The organism is uncultured Hyphomicrobium sp. (assembly GCF_902826555.1).
Taxonomy (GTDB): Bacteria; Pseudomonadota; Alphaproteobacteria; order Rhizobiales; family Hyphomicrobiaceae; genus Hyphomicrobium_C.
This window is the reverse complement of sequence record NZ_CADEFI010000004.1, coordinates 28768-51095: the sequence shown is the minus strand read 5'-3', so window position 1 is coordinate 51095 and position 22328 is coordinate 28768. Positions and strand designations below refer to the sequence as shown.

Here is a 22328-nt window from a genome sequence, read left to right as displayed (position 1 = left end):
AGGGACGGGTTGTCGTTGATTTTTCCATGGCGGTCCTGAATGATGGGGCGTCATTCTCAGCAGAAGGTATTTGCAGTGGCTTGGCGTCATATCTCCGCCCTCTTGCTCTCTCTATGCATGTTGACCGAATGCGCCAGCGCTGCCGATATTGGTGTTCATCCCTATCTCGGGCAGCAATCCGCCGAAGCCTTCGCGAAATCGAAAAGCTTTTCCGTGCGTGAGGATGGCGTCCTTGTCTATGACTACGGAAAAAAATACGGCGGCCTCGGCAAGTGGCCTAATCCGTATTTCATTTCCAAGTATGCGCATTTTCTTTACGGCGAATGGCTGAGAAGCAAGGACGACGACAAGAAGCGCCTCTTTCTCATTCAGGCGGATTTTCTGCTGCATTCCGCGACCAAGCGCGGGGATACGCTAGTTTGGACCTATCCCTTTCGTAACAAGGAGTACGACCTGGCGGAGGGATGGATTTCGGGGATTGGCCAATCGTGGATTGCCGGTGTGCTGGCGCGGGCGCATGCCTTGACGGGCCGCGAGGAGTTCCGCGACGCTGCCGAAAAGGCGATGGGCGTGTATCTCAAGCCTCTCGAGCAGGGCGGCGTGGCCACGCCGGTCGGCCATACGATCTGGATCGAGGAGGCGCCGGATCCCTCAGGCCATTCGTTCAAGATCCTGAACGGCCATATCTCGGGACTGGCCGGTATCCTCGATTTCTATCAGATCACCGGCGCTGCCGTGTGGAAGGATATCTTCGATCGTGGCGTCGAGGCGGTCCGCCAGGATATCGCCGACTTCGATATCGGCTATACGTCGCTCTATGCGCTGGGATATGTGCACGCGCCGTTGCGTGCGCGTCGCGACAGCTACCATTTCGGGCACATCAACCAGCTCTTGTGGCTCGCGGATACGACCGGCGACGAGATCTTCGTCAAGTGGGCTTCGCGCTTCCTGTTCAATCTCATCGATCCGATCAACAGGTCGGATTCGGCGCGATACGCGCCGATCGTGAACCGCTGCAATCTCGGAAGCGCGCTTACACATGTCGCCGCGGTCAGGGGCGAGGGCGAATTTCGCGTGTCCTGCGACGGCTGGCTCATTTTCGCGCGCGGAACCGCCACGGAGGTGGCGTTCTCGGCCACAGGCCCGGGTGCGCTCGATGTGTCCGTGTCCGATCGTTTCGGCGATTGGCGCCAAATCGGCACCATCAAGGGTAGCGGCACCGTATCTCTTCCCTTCGCGCGTTTCGTTCGCGTGTCCTTCTCCACGGACGCCGGGGCGATCTCGCTCAAGGCGACGAAGGGCCATATCCCGGCCCATCATCGATCGACCTACAGGGATGCGATGAAGGCGTTGTCCATCATCCGAAACTGATCGCCGATGTTGCGGTCGTTCGGGTCTAGGCGACGGCGGTCGCCAAGGCGGCGACGACGCGGTCCTGGTCGCTCTCCGAGAGATCAGGTCCCATGGGCAGGCTCATGACGTGCTCTGCCGCCCATGCGGAGATCGGGGTGGCGTCGCCCGGCGCCAGATCCTTGTAGGCAGGCTGCTGGTTGAGCGGCACAGGGTAGTGAACAGCGGTCGGGATGCCGGCTGCTTGCAGCTTGGCCTGCACATTCTCCCGCTGCGGCACGAGCACGGTGTACTGGGCGTATACACTCGTTCGTTCCGGCCTGAGGATGAGCGTTCTCACGCCGCTGAGAGGCTGGCCGACATCGCGGGTCTCGACCGGCTTCGCGCCGGGAACGCGTTCATGGATGAGCGTCGTATAGCGGCCGCCGATTGCGCTGCGCTGGGTGGCTTCCCAAGGGAAGCGCGTCAGCTTGGCGAGCACGATCGCGCACTGGAGCGTGTCCATACGCCCACCGACGCCGATGCGCGTGTGCACGTAGCGCTTGCTCTGGCCGTGCACGCGGATCTCGCGGCAGGCGCGCGCCAGATCATCGTCGTTGGTGAAGAGCGCGCCGCCGTCGCCGTAGCAGCCGAGGGGCTTCGACGGGAAGAAGCTCGTGCAGCCGAAGGTCGAGAGCCCGCAGCTCTGCCGCCCATCGGCCGTGGCGCCGAAGCTCTGTGCGCCGTCCTCGATCACGGGAATGTTGCCGTGGCGGGCTGCGACCGCATTGATGGCCTCGATATCCGCTACCTGACCGTAAAGGCTGACCGGAATGATGGCCTTCGTGCGCGGTGTAATCCGGGCCTCGATCAGGGCCGGATCGATGTTGGTCGTTGCGGGCTCGATATCGACGAACACGGGCGTGGCACCGAGCAGTGCGATGACCTCGACGGTGGCGACGAACGTGAAGGGCGTGGTGATGATCTCGTCACCTGGTCCGACGCCGAGCGCCATCAGCGCTATGAGAAGTGCTTCGGTTCCGCTCGCGACCGTGACGCAGTGCCTGGCGCCGACATAGGCGGCGAGTGCCGCCTCGAGCTCGGCGACCTCCGGCCCCATGATGTACTGGCCGTGTGCGAGCACGGCAGCGATGCGCCTGTCCAGATCCGGCTTGATGGCCGCTTGCTGCACCTTCAGATCGATGAACTGCATTGGATCCCTAGTCCGAATGGGGACGGCAGATGTCGTTTTCGAGAACGTAGCGCCGGCCGGTGGCCGGGCAGGTGGCTTCGCCGTTGCCCTCAGCGGGCAGGTTCAAGCGCTCGCCGTGCTCGCTCATCCAGCCGATGCGTTGAGCTGGAACGCCGATCATCAGCGCGTAGGCGGGAACGTCGCGATTGACGACGGAGCCGGCGCCGATGAAGGCAAACTCGCCGATGGTGACGCCGCAAACGATGGTGCTGTTGGCGCCGAGCGTGGCACCGCGTTTCACAAGCGTGTCCCGGTACTCGCTCTTGCGCGAGACGTGAGAGCGCGGATTGTAGACGTTGGTGAAGACCATGCTCGGGCCGCAAAACACGTCGTCCTCGAGCGTGACGTTGTCGTAGACGGAGACGTTGTTCTGGATCTTGACGTTGTTGCCGATGGTGACCTTGTTGCCCACGAAAACGTTCTGTCCGAGCGAGCAGTCGCGTCCGATGCGAGCGCCGCCGCTTACGTGGACCCAATGCCAGATGCGCGTGCCGTCGCCGATCGTGGCGCCAGCATCGACGATCGCGGTCGGGTGAACGGTTGCGGCGGTCACGACCTCAATACTCCAACGGAAGAGAGATGCGCGTGCCGTCTCGCGCCGAGAGATACATGGCGATCAGCAACTCGAGCGACTTCAAGCCTTCACGGCCGTCGGTTTCGGCTTCCGCCTCGCCCCGCAGCGTCTTGATGACGTTGTCGTAGTAGAGCGGGTGGCCGAAACCATAGACGCTGGTCGTCTCGTAGTTGGCCTGCTTTACGCTTTCGTCCTCGGGGCGCTTGTCGGCGAACTCCCAATGCTGGATCTCGTTGACAGCGAGGCCGCCGATGCGGACGGTGCCTTTTTCACCGAGGATGGTGACGCTGCCCTCGAGGTTCTTCGGATAGGTGAGCATGGTCACGTTGAGCGTTCCCACCGCTCCGCTGCGCCAGCGCAACGCCGCCACGCCCGTGTCCTCAACCTCGATATTGCGCGCCAACGTGGCGGTGAAGGCCATCACGCTTTCCACGGGGCCGATCAGCCAATCGAGCAGATCGATGTAGTGGCTGGCCTGGTTCATGAAGGCGCCGCCGTCGAACTCCCATGTGCCGCGCCACTTGGCGCTGTCGTAGTAGTCCTGTGGGCGCGTCCAGAAGACGTTGATGGCGACGGAATAGATGCGGCCGAAGCGGCCCTGCTCGATGGCGCGCTTGACGAGCTGTAGCGTGGCGTTGCGGCGGTTCTGCTTGACGACGAAGAGGTGCACGCCCGCGGCGTCGCAGGCTTCCACCATGGCGAGACCGTCTTTCCAGCGGGTCGCCATCGGCTTTTCAGTCATCACGTGGCGCCCGCTTCTCGCGACCTGAACGGCCTGGCTCGGGTGCAAGCCGCTGGGGGTCGTCAGGATGACGCAGTCGGCGGTGGTCTTCTCAAGCAACCCGGCGAGCGACGTGTGAGCGGTCGCTTTCGTGCGCTCTGTGGCGGCCTTGAGAGCGTCGGGCACAACATCGCAGACGTCGACAAGCTCGCAGCGGTCCGCATGCTTCTCGATGGCCCCGAAATGGTTGGCTGCAATTCGGCCGGCGCCGACCAATGCAAACCTCACCTTTCGTCCACTGATGGCCGGATGGGTCATGGTTGTTGCCTCTATAGCCGGAAGACCTTGAAGCCCGCGTCGGTGCAGGCATGGCGATCGAACAGACTTTTCACGTCGACGAGCAGCGGCTTTTCGCCCTGAACCAGCCGGCGCAGCTCGTCAGGCGTCATGCGGCGATATTCGTCGTGGCCGACGGCGACGATGAGCGCATCGACTGGCGCCTTGGCGGAAATCTCACCAAGGGCGATGTCGTACTCGTGCTTTACTTCGTCGGGATCTGCCTTCGGGTCGGTGACGCACACCTCGGCGCCGTGGTCGCGAAGCTCCTTCACGATGTCGACGGCTTTGGAATTGCGGATGTCCGGGCAGTTCTCCTTGAAGGTGATGCCCATGACGCCGATGCGGCTGCGCGCGACGTCAATGCCCTGCTTCAGCATGAGCTTCACGGTGTTGCGCGCCACGTAGCGGCCCATGTTGTCGTTGATGCGCCGTCCGGCGAGGATGACCTGCGGGATGTAGCCAAGCTGCTCGGCCTTGTGGGTCAGATAGTAGGGGTCGACGCCAATGCAGTGGCCGCCGACGAGGCCGGGCCGGAAGTTCAGGAAGTTCCATTTGGTGCCGGCGGCTGCCAGCACTTCGGCCGTATCGATGCCGATGCGGGCGAATACGACCGCCAGCTCGTTCATCAGTGCGATGTTGAGATCGCGCTGGGTATTCTCGATCACCTTCGAGGCTTCGGCGACCTTGATGCTGCTGGCCTTGTGGGTGCCGGCGGTGATGATCTCGCGGTAGAGCTTGTCGACTGCTTCTGCCACATCAGGCGTCGAACCGCTCGTCACCTTCTTGATGGTCGGCAGCTTGTGCTGTTTGTCGGCAGGATTGATGCGCTCCGGGCTGTAGCCGCAGAAGAAGTCCTTGTTGAAGGTGAGGCCCGATGCCCGAGCGAGGGCGGGCACGCAGACTTCCTCGGTTGCGCCGGGGTAAACCGTCGATTCGTAGATCACGACCGATCCCTTGGGCATCACGGATCCGATGGCTTCGGAAGCCTTGATGAGGGGCGTGAGATCCGGCCGGTTCGCCTCGTCAATCGGCGTCGGCACGGTGACGATGAACACCTTGCAGCGGCCGAGGTCTTTGGGGTCGCTCGTATAGGTGAGCTGACCGGCGGCGGACAGCTCGGCGTCCTCCACTTCGAGCGTGCGATCGTGACCGCTCTTAAGCTCTGCGACGCGTGCCGTGTTGATGTCGAATCCTACGACAGGGCGTTTTTTGCCGAACTCAACAGCCAGGGGCAGTCCGACATAGCCGAGGCCAATGACGGAAATTACTTCTTTGTCCAAATTCATGACGATATCGCGGTCCTCCCGCTTGGGTCCCCAAGCCCGCCTCCGAGCGCAATTTCCCGTTGCGGCAGGGCTTCATAGCAAGGGCGTGGGCCGCGATCCAGCCCCTTTGCCGTAACCCTGCGTGCGGCCTGGGGAATCGGTGGCCGGCGTCGGTTTGGTGTCGCCGGAAGATCCGAACCGCTCACGATGCGCCGAGCAAACTGCAGCCGTGATTGGTGACGAACCCATATCCCATTCTTTTGGGGACGAGGCTGGATGCTGCCCATATATTCTCGGCCGTATTCTGATAATACTGAGGCCGAGAGTCGTACGTCGTCGACGTAGCTTGAAAGACATCGTCCGTGGCGTGTGCTCCGGACGACACAGTGGGAGTTCAATTGGCTTCGCCAGCACGACGCCATCAGCTGTTCGTCGGCAGAAGTTGTACTCTCGCGAGATCATTTTGAAGAATTGTGCGGATGTAATTTTCTTTTTCCCATGTGACGGAGGCTGCTCGTCGTCAGTTTCCTCGAGTCAGATTGACACTACGATCCGCCAAAAAAGACCGTGTTTCAGTTGTGCGATGTTTTGGGGGGTAAAGATGGATCTCATCGAATTGGAGCAATTGATCAACGACGCTGGAGTCGGCGTGCTGTCCTTCGAAGATCTGCAGATGTTTACTTTGATTAATGTCGATAGCGATTCCGGCGCTGCTGTGCTCGATCGATGGGCGGAGGAGAACGGCTTCCGTTTGTTCGTGGATCGCGCCAACGAGATGATCAGAGTCAAAAAGACCAGCCGGGCCTGAGCTGCTCCGGCGGGTCGCCTGCCCGATAAAGCGTTTGCAATCCGTGCGGAGGATGTTGCATCTTTGCGCGGCCGGCGTACGGCCGATGCCAAGTGGCCGCTGTCCTGATGGGACCGGCGGATGCGACTTGATCTTCAGCGGCTCGCACCGGTTTGTCTTCACATCCGTGCAGCGGGGATCATCGAACCCGATGATCCGGGTGGATGGTTTTGACAGACATGGCGCAATCGCCGGGCTCCGGTCCCGTTCTCGTAACAGGCGTTGCCGGGTTTATCGGCTTTCATGTGGTTTGCGCTCTCCTGGACCGCGGGAGCCAAGTCTACGGCATCGATAACCTCAACGACTATTACGACCTGGCGCTCAAGGAGGCGCGTCTCGCGCAGCTTTCGGGGCGCAACGGGTTCTCCTTCGAAAAGATCGATATCGCCGCGCGGGACGACATGTCCGAGCTGTTCGCGCGGCTGAAGCCGGCTTACGTCATCCACCTCGCTGCTCAAGCCGGTGTGCGCTACTCGATCATCAATCCGCATTCCTATGCAGATGCCAATCTCGTCGGGTTTCTGAACGTTCTGGAGGGGTGCCGGCACAACGGTGTCCGGCATCTCACATACGCTTCTTCGAGTTCCGTCTACGGCGCCAATACGAGCATGCCGTTCTCGGTGCACCAGAACGTCGATCATCCCGTCAGCCTCTATGCGGCGTCAAAGAAAGCCAACGAGCTGATGGCGCATAGCTACAGCCACCTCTACGGACTGCCGACCACCGGTCTCAGGTTTTTTACTGTCTATGGCCCCTGGGGTCGTCCGGATATGGCGCTTTTCCTGTTCACGAAAGCGATCCTCGAAGGGAAGCCGATCGACGTCTTCAATCACGGCAAGATGCGGCGGGATTTCACGTACATCGATGACATCGTCGAGGGCGTGCTGAGGACGAGCGATACGATCCCGGATGCGAACCCGCATTGGGATGGTGAAGAGCCCGATCCGGGCACGAGCTCCGCGCCTTATCGGATCTACAACATCGGCAACAACAACTCCGTCGAACTCATGAGCCTGATCGGCTGCCTCGAGGCGGAGCTCGGCCGGGAGGCGCAGAAAGTCATGCTGCCGTTGCAGCCGGGAGATGTGCCGGAAACGTGCGCAGATGTGGACGATCTCGTGCGCGACGTGGGCTTCAAGCCGCAAACGCCGATCGAGGAGGGCGTGCGCCGGTTCGTCAAATGGTATCGCGACTACTATCGCGTTTGACCCGGCGTCTAATCTTGGCAGCTAAAATCGGCCATGGAGCGAATACTTTCCGGGGCAGGACGCGCGAGTCTGACCGTCCTCGTAGCGAACCTTTACAGTTTCATTCAACTAGTTGACATTCCTGCATCTCACCTAATAGGACTTCGTCAGTGCGCTGCACTTGCAACCATTGGTCTTGAAGGAAAGGCTGTGGGCAAGCGGCGACTCTCGCTGGCCAAACCATTCTGTGCGGATTGGCGCGGGGACGGGGGACGTGGAGTATTAGATGGACGGCCTGCGAGTGCTCGTGCTTTCGCACATGTATCCGCGCGAATATTACCCAGCGGGTGGGGTTTTTGTTCAAGAACAAGCCAAAGCTCTCATAAGGCGAGGCGCAAGTGTTGCAGTTCTGAGTGGCGAGCCGTTCTGGATATCGACATATGATTTCCGGAAGGTGTCGCGGGCTCTTCAAGCTTATTTGGAAGAACCATTTCGTTGGCGGGTGAGAGAGGGCGTTCCAATCGTCTACTTCCCTTACTGCGTAGGCGGTTACTTTCGTCATCCCCTTCATGCGCTGAGTTATTGGCACGGGGTCCGACGCGTCATCGAGATGATAAGGGCTCGATTTCCGTTCGATATCGTTCACGCCCACACATCTTTTCTGGACGGGTACTCGGCAATAAAACTCGGGAAGAAATTCGGCCGCAGGGTTGTCTTGACCGAGCACATGGGCCCATTTTCTCTACTCACGCGCAATGGGATCCTGAAACATTTCACGAGAAAGTCTGTTCGTTCAGCCGACCGTGTTCTCGCAGTGAGCCACGCCCTCAAAAGGGACATGCTGGCCGAGCTTGGATCGGACGCCGAGCAGGTGCAAATTCTCGGCAACGGGTTCGACCCGCAGATTTTTCAACTCCGGACTCATCCCGTCCGGGTCCATCGCCCGGCACAGATGCTTTGGCTCGCCGGCGCGGGAGGCGAAGTCAAGGGCGGGAAAAGGCTGGTTGCAGCTTTCGCTGCTGCACTCAAACAAGGAGCATCGGTTGAATTAAGTGTTCTTGGATCGCCGTCCGTGCATCGGGAGGTCGCTGTCGAATTTGAAAAGCTGGGAGGAGCCGCGGGTACCATTCATTTCCTTCCCATGGCTGATAGGAAAGGTATTTCAGCGGCGATTTCCGATCACGATTTTATCGTTGTGGCGAGCTACAAGGAAACCTTCAGCTTGTCCGGGCTCGAGTCTCTGGCGTGCGGGCGCCCTGTGTTGACAACGACTTGCGGGGGCCCCGAGGATTACGTGGTGTCAGGGCACAACGGCATGATTGTCGGCAACACCGAAGGCGGCCTGCTCGACGGAATACTAAGAATGAGCCAGACCTATTCTGGCTATGATGGGCGCTCGATCGCAGAGGAGGTCTTGCAGAGTCGCACTTGGGACGCGGTTGCTGAGCGTCTATTCCAGATCTACGCTGAGTTGTTATTGTCGTAATGCCACGGTCTGCAGAACGGTCCGATAGGTGTCGCTTGAAGGTCCTAATGATCACGACCGATCACCTCATGATCGATCGGCGAATCCTTCAAGAAGCAGAAAGCCTGCGAGACGCGGGTTTCGTTGTCGAGATTCTTGCTGGCTTCGAATGCGCGCAGAGTTCCGGCTATGACCATCACGGCATCCCAATCTCCCGCTTTGTGTTCGATTGGAGCGATGCCCGCGTCGCCCGCATCTTACACTCTATTACCGCGCGAACCGCTTGGTGGTGGCCATATCTCTGGCGCGGTACGCGTCGGGCGGTCTCGTTGGCGACGGGCATCTCAAGCTTTGAACACTTTGTCCTGAGCCACGTCATGCGGCGAGAGTTCGACATTCTCCACGTGCATGATTTTCCGTTGTTGCGCGTTGGGGCGGAGGTCAAAAAGCGGCGTGGGTGTGCCCTTGTCTACGATGCTCACGAACTTTATCATGCGCAAGCCCAGCTTCCATCTGCCATCCGCCGACGGTATCGGCGCTTGGAGCGCAAGTTCATAGGGGCTGCGGACCTATCGATAACGGTGAACCCCTACATTGCGGGCATCATGGCGCGCGACTATGCATGCAAGGCGCCGATGGTCATTTTAAACGCGGCTCCTCAAGCTCCCAAAATCGGCAAGCGAGATGCCGAGTTGAGGCAGCACTTCGGAATTCGGTCTACCGATCGTGTCGTGCTCTATCAGGGCTGGATGTCACCTGAGCGCGGTATCGACGTTCTCGTGAAGTCGGCCAGGCATTTTCCCGATGACGTCCGATTGGTGCTTGTCGGCTACGGTGCTTGCGAAGCGGATTTGGTGTCGATCAGTCGACAACAAGGAACGGACGACGGGCGCGTTCTATTTTTGGGGCGAATGGAACCGAAGGAGTTGTCGGTTCTCACGGCGCAGGCCGATCTGGGGATCATTCCCTACAAAGCCGTCGATCTGAACCATCTCTATTGCAGTCCCAACAAGCTTTTCGAATATGCGGTCGCCGAGCTTCCGTTCCTGGCCAACGATCTGCCCTACCTGAGAGAAGTCGTCGATACGTACGGCTTCGGAGCTATCGCTGATCTCAGCACGCCTGAATCAGCGGCGGCCGCGATCGTCAATGTGGTGAGGGACGATCAGCGCATTTCCGAGCTGCGTGCCGCCGCCCGGCGTGCGGCAGAGCTGTTAAATTGGGGCGTGGAAGGTCGAAAGCTTGTTACGGCGTACGGCAATATTCGGCGTGGCGAGCGGGTGCACTGATGCGGCATATGATTATGGCGATCGCGATGCCCTTTCGGCTCATTTGGGACAAGCGCGGAGTTGTGGTCGCCACAAGTCTTCACGACTTGCGCCAAAGGTATCAAGCCAGCACGTTCGGATTGCTGTGGACGTTCCTCTTTCCGCTGATTTTTTTGGGACTTTATAGTCTGGTTTTTACGCTCATTCTGCAAGTTCGCGTGCCGGAAAAGAGCTCATTCGAGTACACTCTTATTATTTTCTCGGGACTCATTCCGTTTCTTGGGTTTACGGAGTCTCTTTCCTCGGGCGTAGGCAGCCTGATAGAGAATAGGTCGTTCTTGAAGGGCGCGATATTCCCTGTCGAGCTCATCGCAGTAAAAACGGTGATCGTGTCCTCCGTGACGATGGTGGTCGGTCTTTGCATTTTGATCTTGATTTTGGGCGTTCGCGGCGAGTTGCACCTTTCGATCGTCGCGCTGCCTTTTGCCATTGCAATACAATGGCTCTTTTCGATAGGTCTGGTGTGGGCGCTGTCGATCTTGAACGTATTTTTTCGCGATCTCGGCAATCTGGTGTCGCCGCTCATCCTGTTTTTGATGCTCGTGTCCCCTATCGGCTATACCAAGGACATGGTGCCGGACAGCATGATGCCTATTCTTGCGGTGAATCCCTTATATTACATGATTTCGATTTATCGCGACGTGATCCACCACGGGGTCATACCTTGGGAGTACGGCTTCCTGTTTGGGTCATTCTCACTGCTATTATTTGTTGCCGGCTTCCATCTCATTTCCCGATTGAAGACGCTGGCGGCAGATTATGTCTGACAATGCCATAGCGATGCGCGGCTTGGGCAAGCGATACCGCTTGTTTCGATCTCAGGGCTGGCGCGTTGCGGAAGCGTTGGGCTTGCCAGTACCCAACAACGTGAGCTCGGATTTCTGGGCTCTCAAGGACATTGATCTGGTGGTCCGGCGGGGAGAGCGCGTCGGCCTCATCGGGCGCAACGGCGCCGGCAAAAGCACGCTACTGAAGATTGTCGCAGGTTTGGTGCGTCCAACTTGCGGCGAGTTTCAGGCCAATGGCCGCGTGACAGCCCTGATGGAACTGGGAACGGGTTTCCATCCCGATCTTACGGGACTGCAGAATGTAAGGGCAGCGCTGGCTTATCTGGGCGTAACCGGGGCTGCAGCGCAGGTCAAAACCCGGGAGGTGCTGGAGTTCGCGGAGTTGGGCGAGTTCATCGAGCAGCCGTTCCGCACGTATTCCTCGGGCATGCAGGCCCGATTGGCCTTTACCGTTGCCACGACTATTGAGCCTGAGATCCTCATCGTCGACGAGATACTTGGTGCCGGTGACGCGTATTTTTCACTCAAGGCCGTGGCCCGGATGAGGGCCTTGACCGACAATGGAATAACGCTGCTGTTCGTTTCCCATGATCTGGCCTCAGTCCAGATGATGTGCGATCGCGCGATATGGATTGATCGGGGTCGAATTGTCGATGAGGGCGATACGTTGAGCGTGTGCAAGGCGTACGTCGCCGCCACGCGGAAACAGGAGAACATTCGCCTTCAAGCATCGGAAACGGGTTTTGGGCATGGCATACCTCAATCAGATGGAGAATTCATAACCCTTACCGGGCGGCTTGTGACGGGCGCACCTTCTCCGCCGAAGGGAAGGCATCCGATCAGGTCGCTGAGGCTGCTGCACAACGACGAGGAAAGAGCGAGCGTTCGCTTAGGCGATGCCCGCGACAACGATCCCGAGGAGGACCTCCACGCGATAGCCGTGTCAGGTTACACAAATTGGTCTGCGTCCCAGTCCTCGAACGACAGCCCGTCGTGGAGAGAATTTAGGGATGAGGGGGGCGCGTACCATCACGCACCGTTTGCCATAAGGTTGCCGAAGCTGCTCAACAACTACAGGGCATTGACAGTCGAAATTGAGCACGGCGCCACGATCGATGATCAAGTTCGCATAGAATTCTCGACGGGCGAGGCGTATTTTTGCGCTGGCGTCCTGGCGCCTACGGAGGCCGGGAATTGGCGGGTCGAGACGTTCCATCTCCCTGAGCAATTGGCTGAGGTGTTTGGGCCTCCCCATGCTCCTTCCCCACACCCTGAAGACAATTTGGTCGAAGGCGATGCTTACGGAGAGGGGGCGGTTCAGATCGGAAGTGTCCGGTTCTTCGCGCCGGATGATGCGAGTAAGAGCGAGCAAAGAGTTGTTGTTTGTGGCGAACCTCTGTCAATCGAGGTTCAGTGGACGGCCGAGGAACGGATTGTCCATTGCCGCCTGGTGGTCGCCATCTACACAATGGACGGCCGCTGTGCCGCACAACTCATCAGTCCGGTGTCATCGAGAGACCGCGGGCCCCATCTCGATCGGGTCGATCTCAAGCCTGTACGCCTCGGTCCGAAAGACTATATTATTTCGGTTGGCATCTTCCGTAATCTGCAAAACGAACATCGAAACGGAACAGAGCCATTGCACGTTTTGGATCGGCGATTTCGTTTGAAAGTTGTCCAGCCGCCGGATTTTTTCACGGAGACCGGCGATTACTTGCACGAGGCCAACTGGAGGCGACTTTCCTGAATGAACTCGAGCACCTACTATGAGCAGTCCAGTCTGTGGGACGACGCCCAGGTCGACTCCTCCAGCGTGGAGATGCGCGACAAGGTGATCGGCCTTCTGCCGGCAGGCGCTCAAAGCATTCTCGACGCGGGCTGCGGCAACGGCTTCATAACGAATATCCTTCCCTCCGATCGCCGCGTGGTCGGCTGCGACATCTCAGAAGAAGCCCTCAAGCACGTCCGCCGCGAGACGCGCATATCAAGCCTGCATGATCTTCCATTTGAAGATGAAGAATTCGACTTGGTGTTGGCAACCGACGTGCTGGAGCACCTTCCGGACGCCATGTACGGGAAGGCTCTCGATGAACTGTTCAGGGTTTCTTCGCGTTGGCTGCTGGTCGCGGTTCCGTACGATGAAATCCTCGACGTAGCGACCGTCGAGTGTTCGGGTTGCGGTCATTGCTATCACGTCCACTGGCATCAGCGCGCATTCTCCGCGGCCAGCGTCGCCCGCTTGTGGGAAGGGCGTGCCGGTGTGGCAGCTCACGCATTCTGCGGCAGACGATGGGTCTTCAGCTCGGAGCAAGTGGTTGCGCTGCTTCATCTCGCCAATGGACGAAACTATGCCTTTGAGCATGCACTATGTCCGCGTTGCGGAACTGCCCATCGCCCTTCTCCGGCCCGCATGGATGGCGCGATAGAGCGCCTGTTCGAGGCCATGCACTATGGTCTTGCAATCGAAGGACGCATCAAGTGGCCGAAGCGTTCCGAGATTGTCGTGCTGTTCGACAAGCAGTTGTCGTCCCGGGCGCCAATGTTGGCGGAAGAGGACGCTTCGGCTCCACCGCATGAGCCCCAGCAAGCGTTGGCGGTCTCTGCTTTGCCCGTACTCGTCGATCCTGACGCTTATGGGCGTGACGTGCGCGTAATCTCGGAGCCATCAGGCTCGACAGTCTTCCTGCTTCCGCGGCTACCACGAAGATTTCGCGTGACGCCCAACGCTGATGCTGCTGCGTACGATTTTCTTTCGCAGGAGAGCATTGCTCTGCGATGGGACGACGATGGCTGGGCCACCCTGCCCGCGCTCGCTCCGGCGAAATTCGGCTTTGCTGTTCGTGTTCACTCTCCCCTGCACGACATCAAGCAGGTCGAACTTGAAGGAGAAGGAGACGCGGTCTGGAGAAGGCTCGCCAAACCTTCCGCTTCTATAGGGGCGCAAGAAGTCATGCGTGTTGAATCGCTGAGCGAGCTTGCGAACTTGCTCGAGGAAAAGCGTGCTCGGGCTGAAACGCGCACCGGCGAGCTGCTAGAGACAAATGAGTCCCTGGAGACGGCGAGGGCCGCTGGCGAGCGGCGCATCCACGAGTTGCTGGCTTTGACCCAAAGGCTTGAAACGTGTCGCGCGTCTCACGAAGAGCAAATTTTTCGGCTGGAGCAGCAAGTCGGATCTTATGAGGCCCGTCAACAGAGTGATGGAGCACGCATTGCCGACTTACTGGCGCTGAGCGAAGATCTCGAGGCGCGTCGTTCAGACTATGAGCTGCGCATTGCGCAACTCATGCAAGAGAACCGAACGCTGGAAGAAAAGCGTTCAAACGCAGAGGAAAAGTATCTCAAGGCACTTAGTGAGCGCGACCGCTCGTCTTGAGCATCGGAGATGCGGACCCATCACATGGGTTGTGACGCCACGAAAGGATCTTGTGTCGGCTGCTTTCGGCGGTGTCGGCGCCGCTTGACCGGCGACGGAATACTTCACAGGTTGCCAGGTACAAACCGTGGCCGCCACCACCCCTAAGCGCGAGCCGCAGGCCTGGGCAACGGAATTGGAGCGTGGCCCCGTTCGCCCTTGAACAGGTCTACGGAGAGAGCCGACTCCCCCACCTTGTTTGCAAGGTAACCAAACCAATCTCTCTGAAACACGAAGGCTGCGGCGTTGCGCAGTTCATCGCCACCCGCTCTGGATAGAATTGCCAATGTCCGGCTCGCTTCGAGTGCTTCCCGAACCTTCGGAGCCGATTGGTCAATGCCTTCGGTCGATAGCGTCGACCACAGAATGCCAGCCTGAAACCCGGCGTTCCATTCATCGGGGTGCGTACGGAACAAACTCGCGGTGAGCACGAGGAACCGGTCTCTCGGCAAAGTCGTCAGCTCTTCCCAACCCCAAGCTTGAACGACTCCGATGCTTTTGGCGTCCACGAGGCCTTCAGACCCTGCCTGAAGCAGGCCTAACGTTGCCCCATTGTAGTAGCCCAGCAAATAGGGATCGTCCCAGTCGCCTGGTGACGCTTGGATCGCATGGTGGGCCAGGAGATATTTTGCCTGTTCGATCAATGGCCGGATCTGCATCCGGCACTTGGCTTCCCGCAAGAATCTGAACATCGCGCGATCCATGGTTTTCGTCAGCTTAGAGATTGGCGCCGCAGCGACTGATCGGCAAATGTCCCGAGCGACAAATCCACAGAATACAGATCGGTGATCAATGTTCGGCAAGGTCGCCACTCAACTCCTGTGTACGCGAGAAGTATTTGCCTATTGCCTTGCTGCGAGCGTCTCTGAAATAGCTCGGAGCGGGATCTGCTCGTTACCGACACCGAGAATGGCCGGCTCGAGACGACGTTCGATGTCATCGGCGAGAGGTGCAGCGCTTGCCATCGCACATGCGGATGCGCACACGCAAATGAGCAGGGATAGATCGGTTGATCTCTTCCGTGCCTTGGCCAAGTGCATCGCAAACGATCCTATTTCAGTGGTGCCTGAGCGCACGGGTGGGCCTTTTGCCGAAAAGCCATTATGGCACTATGCATATGGCATCCGTCGAAGGTCATCGATGCGGAACTCCAGCTTCCGCCGTGCAATAGGGGGCGATCCGAGAATAACCTTGACGGCTGCCGCGCCGGCGGTCCACTTGCGGGCCGGCGCAGGTTGAGATTTTATGCTCAGCCAAATGGGGGCGAGGACCAAAATTCGCGCAGATATTCAGGCGCTCCGCGGGATCGCGGTCGGCCTCGTCGTGCTGGACCATTTCAAGATCGGCCCGTTTCACCAGGGCTTTCTCGGCGTCGATATATTCTTTGTCATATCCGGATTCTTGATCACCAGGATTGTCACGAGCGAGATCGACGCCGGTAAATTTTCGTTCGCGGAGTTCTATAGCCGCCGTGCCAAACGCCTTCTGCCCGCGGTGTATGTCACGATCATCCTGACGTCCGTCGCCTCGATCTGGTTTCTCGATTCCGTCGAGATGGCGTCTCTCACGGCTCAAACATGGGGCGCGATCACATACACTATCAACTTCGTGCTCTGGAGCCAGGTCGGCTACTTCGACGTTGCCGCCGGTCTCAAGCCACTGCTCCATCTCTGGTCGCTCGCGGTCGAAGAGCAGTTTTACATCATATTTCCAGCTTTCCTGGTTCTGGTTCCCAAGAGGCATCGGCACCGCGCGATTGCGCTTGCGGCAGCCTTGAGCTTCATCGCCTGCCTCTGCGTCGTATCGTTCAGTCCAACGACCGCGTTCTATCTGCTCCCGACGCGAGCATGGGAATTGATGCTGGGTGCATTCGGCGCCCTCATTGCCACGCGGCCCAGGTGGACGTCCGTGGCCTACTGGCCAGCCCTCGGTGTCCTTGTTGCGGTGCCGATCGTCGGCACAGGCATGCCGCACCCGGGCATCGACGCCGCTCTCGTATGCCTCGCGACCCTGGTCATCATCCTGGCGGAGAGGGGGAAAATCGTCGAGACCTATCCGAGCAGAATGACCCTCCAGAAGCTGGGCGACATCTCATACTCGCTCTATCTCGTTCATTGGCCGGTTGTCGCTTTCCTGAACAACGCGTTTGGCATGGAGCCCCCGATTGCAATTCGAGCCTCGGGCCTGGTGGTGTCGATCGCGCTGGCGACCGGCCTCCATTTGGCAGTTGAGGAGCCAGGCAGACGGCTGAGTCTGCGGCGACTGCGCCTTGCTTCTACGGCCATGCTGATTGGCTTGATGGCGGCGGCTGTCCAGATTGCGGCGCAAGCATATGCCCGTGGACGCGTAGATCTGGCGCACCTCAAGCGACCCAATTACGGGCTTGATATTGCGTGCGACAATTACATCTTTGAAAACCGAAATGAGTGTCGAACATCGGCCGCGCCGACGGCGCTGATCTGGGGCGATTCATACGCGATGGCGGTCGCCTCCGGCGCGAGGTATCATCTGCCCGACGGACTCGTGCAGGCGACATATAGCGCATGCCCGCCGTTCATTGGATATGCGCCGTACGCGCCAGCGCGCGATGACGCCGATCTCGTCTCGAAATATTGCATTGCCTTCAACGATGGCGTCGAGAAGTTCGTGCTTCAGGAGCGCTCGATCCGAACCGTGATCATCGCTGCTTCCTTCTGGCAATACACCGTTCCCGGCTTCAAGATGATGCGCCGCGACGGCGCCGGAACCGCGCGTGTTGAAGCATCCGATCTCGATACGACGGAAAGAATTCTGGTCGACGAGATTCATCGCTTGCGCCTTGCGGGCAAGCACGTGGTCGTTGTTGCGCCTCCGCCCGGAGTCGATGAGGAGAACCTTGTCTGCAACGAACGTCTGGCGACGAAGCGAGTGGCGTCCTACGCCAATCAATGCGAGCAGTCGGCCGAATTGTATTTCGCCGGCTCAGTCGGAGTCGGCCGCCTCATGGATTCGGCTTCGAAAGCCGGAGCCGCGGTTGTCAGGCTTTCCGACGTTACGTGTAACGAGACGGTCTGCCACACTCTCATTGATGGCGTCATTCTCTATCGAGACAGCGGTCATCTCAGCTACGACGGCGCGAAGAAGGTTTTCGACATTCTCAGCGAGGCAGGTCGCTTACCGCCTCCTTTTCGATGATCGGACGTTTCGGATGCTGCATGTGTGCAATGCGCGTTCGCCAGCCGCACCTCTGCGCTGCAGTTTGTCGCGATGATTGCGGACGAGCTTCACGGCTCGGGGTGCGCGGCGAGCTTCGGATTAGCTGAAACGCTGCCAGGTGACGGTCACCTTGGTGCCCACCGGAACGCGCGGATAAAGGTCTAGCACATCCTCGTTATACATGCGGATGCAGCCCTTGGAGGCGGCGGTGCCGATGGTCCAGGGGGCGTCGGTGCCGTGGATGCGGTACGCCGACGAGCCGAGGTAGAGGGCGCGCACGCCGAGCGGGTTCATGGGATGGCCACCCGGCACCCAGCTTGGGAGCCGCGGGTTCTCGCGCAACATGGTCGGCGTCGGGGTCCAAGCCGGGTTGACGCGCTTGTCGGAGACGCTCGTCACGCCGGCCCAGCGGCTTTGCTCTCTCGGCACGGCGATGGGATAGCTGATCGCTTCGCCTTTCTTATGAATCCAGTAGAGCTTGCGGTCACCGAACGAGACGATGATCTGGCGCGGGGTATATTTCGAGCTGAAGCTGATCACGGAGCGCGATCCGCCATCCCACAGGAAGGAGAAGAGGTCTTCCTGTGCGCACGCCTTGAGCGGAGCAATCGCGGCAAAAATCGTCGCCAAAAGGGCGAGCGCGATCCCGCGACTAGGCTCCAGCTTACGCGCACTGCGCTTGATGGAACGCTCGATCGTCATGCGAGAAGCCCCCAGAATTTTCGATTGCGTCGTTGGCGGTAAGGTGCATTCGACGCCCGTCCCGCGCAAGCTCGGGCTGTTCCGTAACGCGACGAGACGGTTAATAACTGTTGCCTTTCTGCATCGCTCGCTTTGAGACAAACAAGCAATTGCGCTTCAAAAAAGGCGCGGCTCCTGAGGGTCAATGTCGTCGGTACCGATCTCGCGCCTCAACCAGCGCTCGATGACGGCTGCGACGTAATCCTGCTCGGCCGAGTCGAGGGGCGCGCCACGGGCGATTCCATGCCATTTCGAGAGGCATCCGCGGCAGCAGGTGGCGGTGGCGTGTTGGGCGACGAACACCGGGTGACCGCGAAACGGAGTCTGCTTGCCATCGCGTGCGGGTTCGGCTGGACCAAGGCGCTGGCCGATAAATCCGCGGGCGTGGGCGAGAACCGTGTCCAAACCCTTCGCCGCCACGTAGGCGCGGTCATTTTCCGAGAGCGTGAAACGACGACGAAACGCCGATCTGGAAAGTGCCGTCAGCACATCGTCGATATTCTTCATCGGACGCTCAGGCGCTGTGACGGGGAACGGCGAGGCGCTGCGGAAACCCGATCGATACTTTAAGGCCCGGCTGGTTGTCCGCCAGGGTGGCGCTCGCGCCGTGAAGATCGGCGATGGCGCGTACGAGGCTCAAGCCGAGGCCGTGCCCGGGGCTCGAACGTTCGCGTTCGAGGCGATAGAACCTGCGGAATACGTTCTCGCGCTCGTGCTCGGGGATCCCGGGACCGTTGTCGGCGATGCTGGCGACGGGGCCACGCGTCGATCCGGAGAGCGTCAGCTCGATCGATGTGCCGGCCGGACAATGCTGGAGCGCGTTCTCGATGAGATTGGCGAAGAGCTGCACCAGAAGCTCGTGATCGCCGCGCACGACGAGTGAGGATGCCTGCGTTGCGTTCCAGACCAGCGAAAAGCCGCTGTCCTCTATGACGGGGGCATAGGCTTCGACGGTGTCGGACAGGGCCTTGGCGAGATCGATATCGACGAAGCGGGCGCGTCTGTCGCCGGCCTCGAGCTGGCCGATATTGAGCAGCGCTTCGAACGTCGATACGATGCTGTCGACCTCCCCGATGGCGTCCTCAAGCACCTCCTTGATGTCCGGATTTTTATCGGCGATCTCGTTTGCGCTTTCGAGCTGCTGGCGCAAGCGCGTCATGGGGCGTTTCAAATCGTGGGCGATGTCGGTCGAGGATTGGTTGGCGTTCTGGACCAGCCGTTCGAGCTGAGTCAGCATGGCATTGATGCGCTCGGCCACCTCGTCGAGGTCGTGATGGGGGAGCTGGACAACGGGAATGCGGCGGTCGAGCTCTCCGGCGGAGACGGCCGACAATGTGCCGGCGATGTCGTCGATGCGCCTCTGGGCGCCGCGGGCGAGGTAGATGCCCGATCCTACGCCAAGAATGGCCGTTGCAAGAAGTCCCCATCCCAGCGAGCGCGTGAGGATGAGGCGCGCCTGACGCACCTCGCGATCCGAACGGCCGATCAGCAGCATGCCTTTGGAGACGGGAGTCCAAACGGCGAAAAAGCGGTCGCGGCCGGTGCCGTCGTCGGCAATGTCCGGCAGCTTGGACCGCTTCAGCTCCCGCCATCCTTCAAAGGGGTGCTCGGTGCGGATGTTGCCGGCCACAAAGGCACCTTTCGCATCGACGACGGCGAAGATGCTGTCGGCATCGCGCACGGATTCGGCCTCGTCGGTGACGACGCTTACGAGCTCGTCGAAGCCATAGCGGCGGTCGATGGCGAGGAGCGCGTCACGCGTGTTGATGACGCGGGCGCGTGCGCCGTCCTCGATGCCATCTGCAAGGCGTACGATGAGGACAGCGAAGAGCGCAGAGACGGCCACCGTGATGATTAGCGTGAATGCGAGCGCAGAGCGGACCTGCGTGCGCCTGAACAGGTCACGGACTGTCATGGATGGAGTAGCCGCTGCCGCGAACCGTATGGATCAGCGCCTTTGCAAATGGCCGGTCTATTTTTGCGCGCAGGCGCGAGATGTGCGTTTCGACGACGCTGGTCCGCGGATCGAAGTGAAATCCCCAGACGCGCTCGAGCAGCATGGTGCGGGTGACGATGCGGCCCTTGTTGCGCATCAGCGTTTCGAGGAGGACGAATTCCTTGGGTTGCAGCTCTATGCGCTCGTGCCCGCGGGTGACCTTGCGGTTCTCGATGTCGAGCTCGAGATCGCCGGCGCGCAGGATGTCGCCGTCCGAACGCAGAGGCGAGCGGCGGCCGAGCGCGTTGACGCGCGCCAGAAGCTCGGCGAAGGCGAACGGCTTTACGAGGTAGTCGTCGCCGCCGACGTCGAGGCCTTGCACGCGGTCGTTGACGCCGCCGAGCGACGTCAGGAAGAGGATCGAAACGCGGCTGCCGGCGGTCCTCAGCGTGCGTGCAAGGGAAAGCCCGTCCAATCCGGGCAGCATGCGGTCGAGAATGACGATGTCGTAGTCCTCGCGGATCGCGAGGGCGAGCCCGTCTTTACCATCCGCCACGACGTCGATGGTATGCCCGGCTTGGACGAGGCCTTTGGCGATGAATTTCGCGGTCTCCTTGTCGTCCTCGACGAGCAGCAGGCGCATGCCTTGGCTCCCTTCAGGCCCATGATCCGGTTTATCGGTCTATAGCACCAAAATCACGCCCCGAGATCGGATGGCGAAGGTGAAAAGAGCCCGAACGCACGAGGCGTTCGGGCTCCAGATACCCAGCAAGGGGTGGGTACCAACCAGGGACAGCCCTTGAGGGGGGACCATTGTTCAGGAGCTGGCTGTGAGCGCCGCGAGCGACGCACACTCTCATTGACTGTCCGAGTCGCACCCTAGGCACGCAAGATTACCTGCGCATGTCCGCTTCCTTACAATTGCGGTAAGCATCAACAGGCGACGGAATTCACCCGAGCGGGGACGCGGACCTTCGAGGTCAGGATGCGCCCTGTGTCTTCAAATAGTCGATGATCAGTTTTCTCTGATCGGCGTCCTTGATACCGCCGAACGGCGTCATGGTGGTATTCGACGCTAGGGCCTTGGGGTCGGTCAGGAATTTGTCGAGGGTTGCCTCGTCCCATTTGATCTCGGGCGTCAGGCCTCCGGAGTAATTGGCAAAACCTTTTACTTGTCCCGCGGATGCGCCGAAAATGCCATGCAGCGTTGGACCCAGGCGATTGTCTTCGGGTTTCACGGAGTGGCAGCTGCGGCAGTGGGTGTTGAATGCGACCTGCCCGGCGTCTTCGCCGTTGTCAGTCGGAGCAGCGCCTCCAGCCGCCGCCGGCAGCGGGAGGAGTGCGAGACATCCTGCGGCTACAGCCGAACGAACGGCGTGGTGCTTAGTCGTGTGATGTTTCATTCGCGGCGTCCTTTTCTAAGAGAGGAGCTTGGCGCTGAAACGCTACCGTCCGGGACCAGTTCCCGGGAACCGATTACCGAGGTGGACGGGTAACCCGGGTCTTCGCGAAGCGCGCGGACATCAAATGCGGGCGAATGTCCTGGCCGGCTGGCAGGTATATTTCGAGACGTAGAAGTTTGGATGCGTCTCGACCCATTTCGCGCCTTCGACTTGAGAGGCGATGAGGCACCCCATCAATCCGACATGCTGTTCGAGAGGAATGGGGTTGGCTTCGCGACACGCGGCGCCGGCTACAACCGAGCAGACCGTGAAAATGAGCTCATACATCAGACGGCTCCGGTTTTGTTGTTCTTCTTGTCTTAAGAATTCCGAACGCTGATGTTTGTTCCGAGGCCCGAAAACGCGCGCCGCGTGCAATTGATGGAACGCGCCACGCGGATGACCGGTTGTTTGCAAAGGAGAACGTTGCAAACGGAGGCGTAGGTGATGCGCACCGACAAGTCGTTATGGCTCTATCGATCGACGCCGGCGCACGTTGCGCTAGGA

Annotated in this window: 20 protein-coding genes; 9 read left to right on the top strand and 11 right to left on the bottom strand. The window is 59.8% G+C overall.

Annotated features, from left to right (window positions below; all coding sequences use genetic code 11):
* Positions 1-75 precede the first annotated feature (75 nt).
* Entirely contained in the window at positions 76-1371 is a 1296-nt protein-coding gene (locus QZV93_RS03385) for a D-glucuronyl C5-epimerase family protein (RefSeq protein WP_295555973.1), read from the top strand.
* Positions 1372-1396: 25 nt separating this feature from the next.
* On the opposite strand, the gene QZV93_RS03380 is transcribed toward QZV93_RS03385, so the two are convergent.
* From QZV93_RS03380 to QZV93_RS03365, 4 genes are read right to left on the bottom strand one after another with little or no spacing between them, the layout of a single operon-like run.
* The gene (locus tag QZV93_RS03380; protein WP_295555971.1) at positions 1397-2542 is read right to left on the bottom strand and encodes a DegT/DnrJ/EryC1/StrS family aminotransferase; all 1146 of its coding nucleotides are present in this window, start codon (positions 2540-2542) and stop codon (positions 1397-1399) included.
* Positions 2543-2549: 7 nt separating this feature from the next.
* Complete coding sequence (locus QZV93_RS03375) at positions 2550-3134, bottom strand: acyltransferase (protein WP_295555969.1); 585 nt, start codon at positions 3132-3134, stop codon at positions 2550-2552.
* Positions 3135-3138: 4 nt separating this feature from the next.
* Complete coding sequence (locus QZV93_RS03370) at positions 3139-4194, bottom strand: Gfo/Idh/MocA family oxidoreductase (RefSeq protein WP_295555967.1); 1056 nt, start codon at positions 4192-4194, stop codon at positions 3139-3141.
* Positions 4195-4205: 11 nt separating this feature from the next.
* Complete coding sequence (locus QZV93_RS03365; protein ID WP_295555965.1) at positions 4206-5501, bottom strand: nucleotide sugar dehydrogenase; 1296 nt, start codon at positions 5499-5501, stop codon at positions 4206-4208.
* Positions 5502-6081: 580 nt separating this feature from the next.
* Between QZV93_RS03365 and QZV93_RS03360 the strand changes: the two genes are divergently transcribed.
* The 7 genes from QZV93_RS03360 (at position 6082) to QZV93_RS03330 (ending at position 14468) form a co-directional block, all read left to right on the top strand.
* Positions 6082-6288 (top strand): hypothetical protein, encoded by a 207-nt coding sequence (locus QZV93_RS03360; RefSeq protein WP_295555963.1) that lies wholly within the window; start codon positions 6082-6084, stop codon positions 6286-6288.
* Between the two features lie 203 nt (positions 6289-6491).
* Positions 6492-7535 (top strand): NAD-dependent epimerase, encoded by a 1044-nt coding sequence (locus QZV93_RS03355; RefSeq protein ID WP_295555961.1) that lies wholly within the window; start codon positions 6492-6494, stop codon positions 7533-7535.
* A gap of 265 nt (positions 7536-7800) precedes the next feature.
* Positions 7801-9000, top strand: coding sequence for a glycosyltransferase (locus QZV93_RS03350; protein WP_295555959.1), 1200 nt, complete (start codon positions 7801-7803; stop codon positions 8998-9000).
* A gap of 47 nt (positions 9001-9047) precedes the next feature.
* The gene (locus QZV93_RS03345) at positions 9048-10268 is read left to right on the top strand and encodes a glycosyltransferase (protein ID WP_295555958.1); all 1221 of its coding nucleotides are present in this window, start codon (positions 9048-9050) and stop codon (positions 10266-10268) included.
* A gap of 8 nt (positions 10269-10276) precedes the next feature.
* Positions 10277-11074 carry an ABC transporter permease gene (locus tag QZV93_RS03340; RefSeq protein WP_295555956.1) on the top strand — a complete coding sequence of 266 codons (798 nt, stop codon included), beginning with the start codon at positions 10277-10279 and terminating at the stop codon, positions 11072-11074.
* Positions 11067-12842 carry an ABC transporter ATP-binding protein gene (locus QZV93_RS03335; protein ID WP_295555954.1) on the top strand — a complete coding sequence of 592 codons (1776 nt, stop codon included), beginning with the start codon at positions 11067-11069 and terminating at the stop codon, positions 12840-12842. Before QZV93_RS03340 ends, QZV93_RS03335 begins: the two co-directional genes overlap by 8 nt.
* A complete protein-coding gene (locus QZV93_RS03330) occupies positions 12843-14468 on the top strand; it encodes a methyltransferase domain-containing protein (protein ID WP_295555952.1) in 1626 nt (541 codons plus the stop codon).
* A 143-nt stretch (positions 14469-14611) separates the two neighbouring features.
* Here QZV93_RS03330 and QZV93_RS03325 read toward each other — a convergent pair whose 3' ends face one another.
* Complete coding sequence (locus QZV93_RS03325; RefSeq protein WP_295555950.1) at positions 14612-15211, bottom strand: hypothetical protein; 600 nt, start codon at positions 15209-15211, stop codon at positions 14612-14614.
* 541 nt (positions 15212-15752) lie between these two features.
* Between QZV93_RS03325 and QZV93_RS03320 the strand changes: the two genes are divergently transcribed.
* The gene (locus QZV93_RS03320) at positions 15753-17681 is read left to right on the top strand and encodes an acyltransferase family protein (RefSeq protein WP_363156477.1); all 1929 of its coding nucleotides are present in this window, start codon (positions 15753-15755) and stop codon (positions 17679-17681) included.
* Between the two features lie 120 nt (positions 17682-17801).
* On the opposite strand, the gene QZV93_RS03315 is transcribed toward QZV93_RS03320, so the two are convergent.
* From QZV93_RS03315 to QZV93_RS03290, 6 genes are all read right to left on the bottom strand, one after another.
* Positions 17802-18404, bottom strand: coding sequence for a L,D-transpeptidase (locus tag QZV93_RS03315; RefSeq protein WP_295555947.1), 603 nt, complete (start codon positions 18402-18404; stop codon positions 17802-17804).
* 156 nt (positions 18405-18560) lie between these two features.
* A complete protein-coding gene (locus tag QZV93_RS03310; protein ID WP_295555945.1) occupies positions 18561-18950 on the bottom strand; it encodes a DUF4186 domain-containing protein in 390 nt (129 codons plus the stop codon).
* Between the two features lie 7 nt (positions 18951-18957).
* The gene (locus tag QZV93_RS03305) at positions 18958-20358 is read right to left on the bottom strand and encodes a HAMP domain-containing sensor histidine kinase (protein ID WP_295555943.1); all 1401 of its coding nucleotides are present in this window, start codon (positions 20356-20358) and stop codon (positions 18958-18960) included.
* A complete protein-coding gene (locus QZV93_RS03300; RefSeq protein WP_295555942.1) occupies positions 20345-21022 on the bottom strand; it encodes a response regulator transcription factor in 678 nt (225 codons plus the stop codon). The genes QZV93_RS03305 and QZV93_RS03300 overlap by 14 nt, the downstream gene beginning before the upstream one ends.
* Before the next feature lie 337 nt (positions 21023-21359).
* Positions 21360-21782, bottom strand: coding sequence for a c-type cytochrome (locus QZV93_RS03295; RefSeq protein WP_295555940.1), 423 nt, complete (start codon positions 21780-21782; stop codon positions 21360-21362).
* 120 nt (positions 21783-21902) lie between these two features.
* A complete protein-coding gene (locus QZV93_RS03290) occupies positions 21903-22109 on the bottom strand; it encodes a hypothetical protein (protein ID WP_295555939.1) in 207 nt (68 codons plus the stop codon).
* Positions 22110-22328 lie beyond the last annotated feature (219 nt).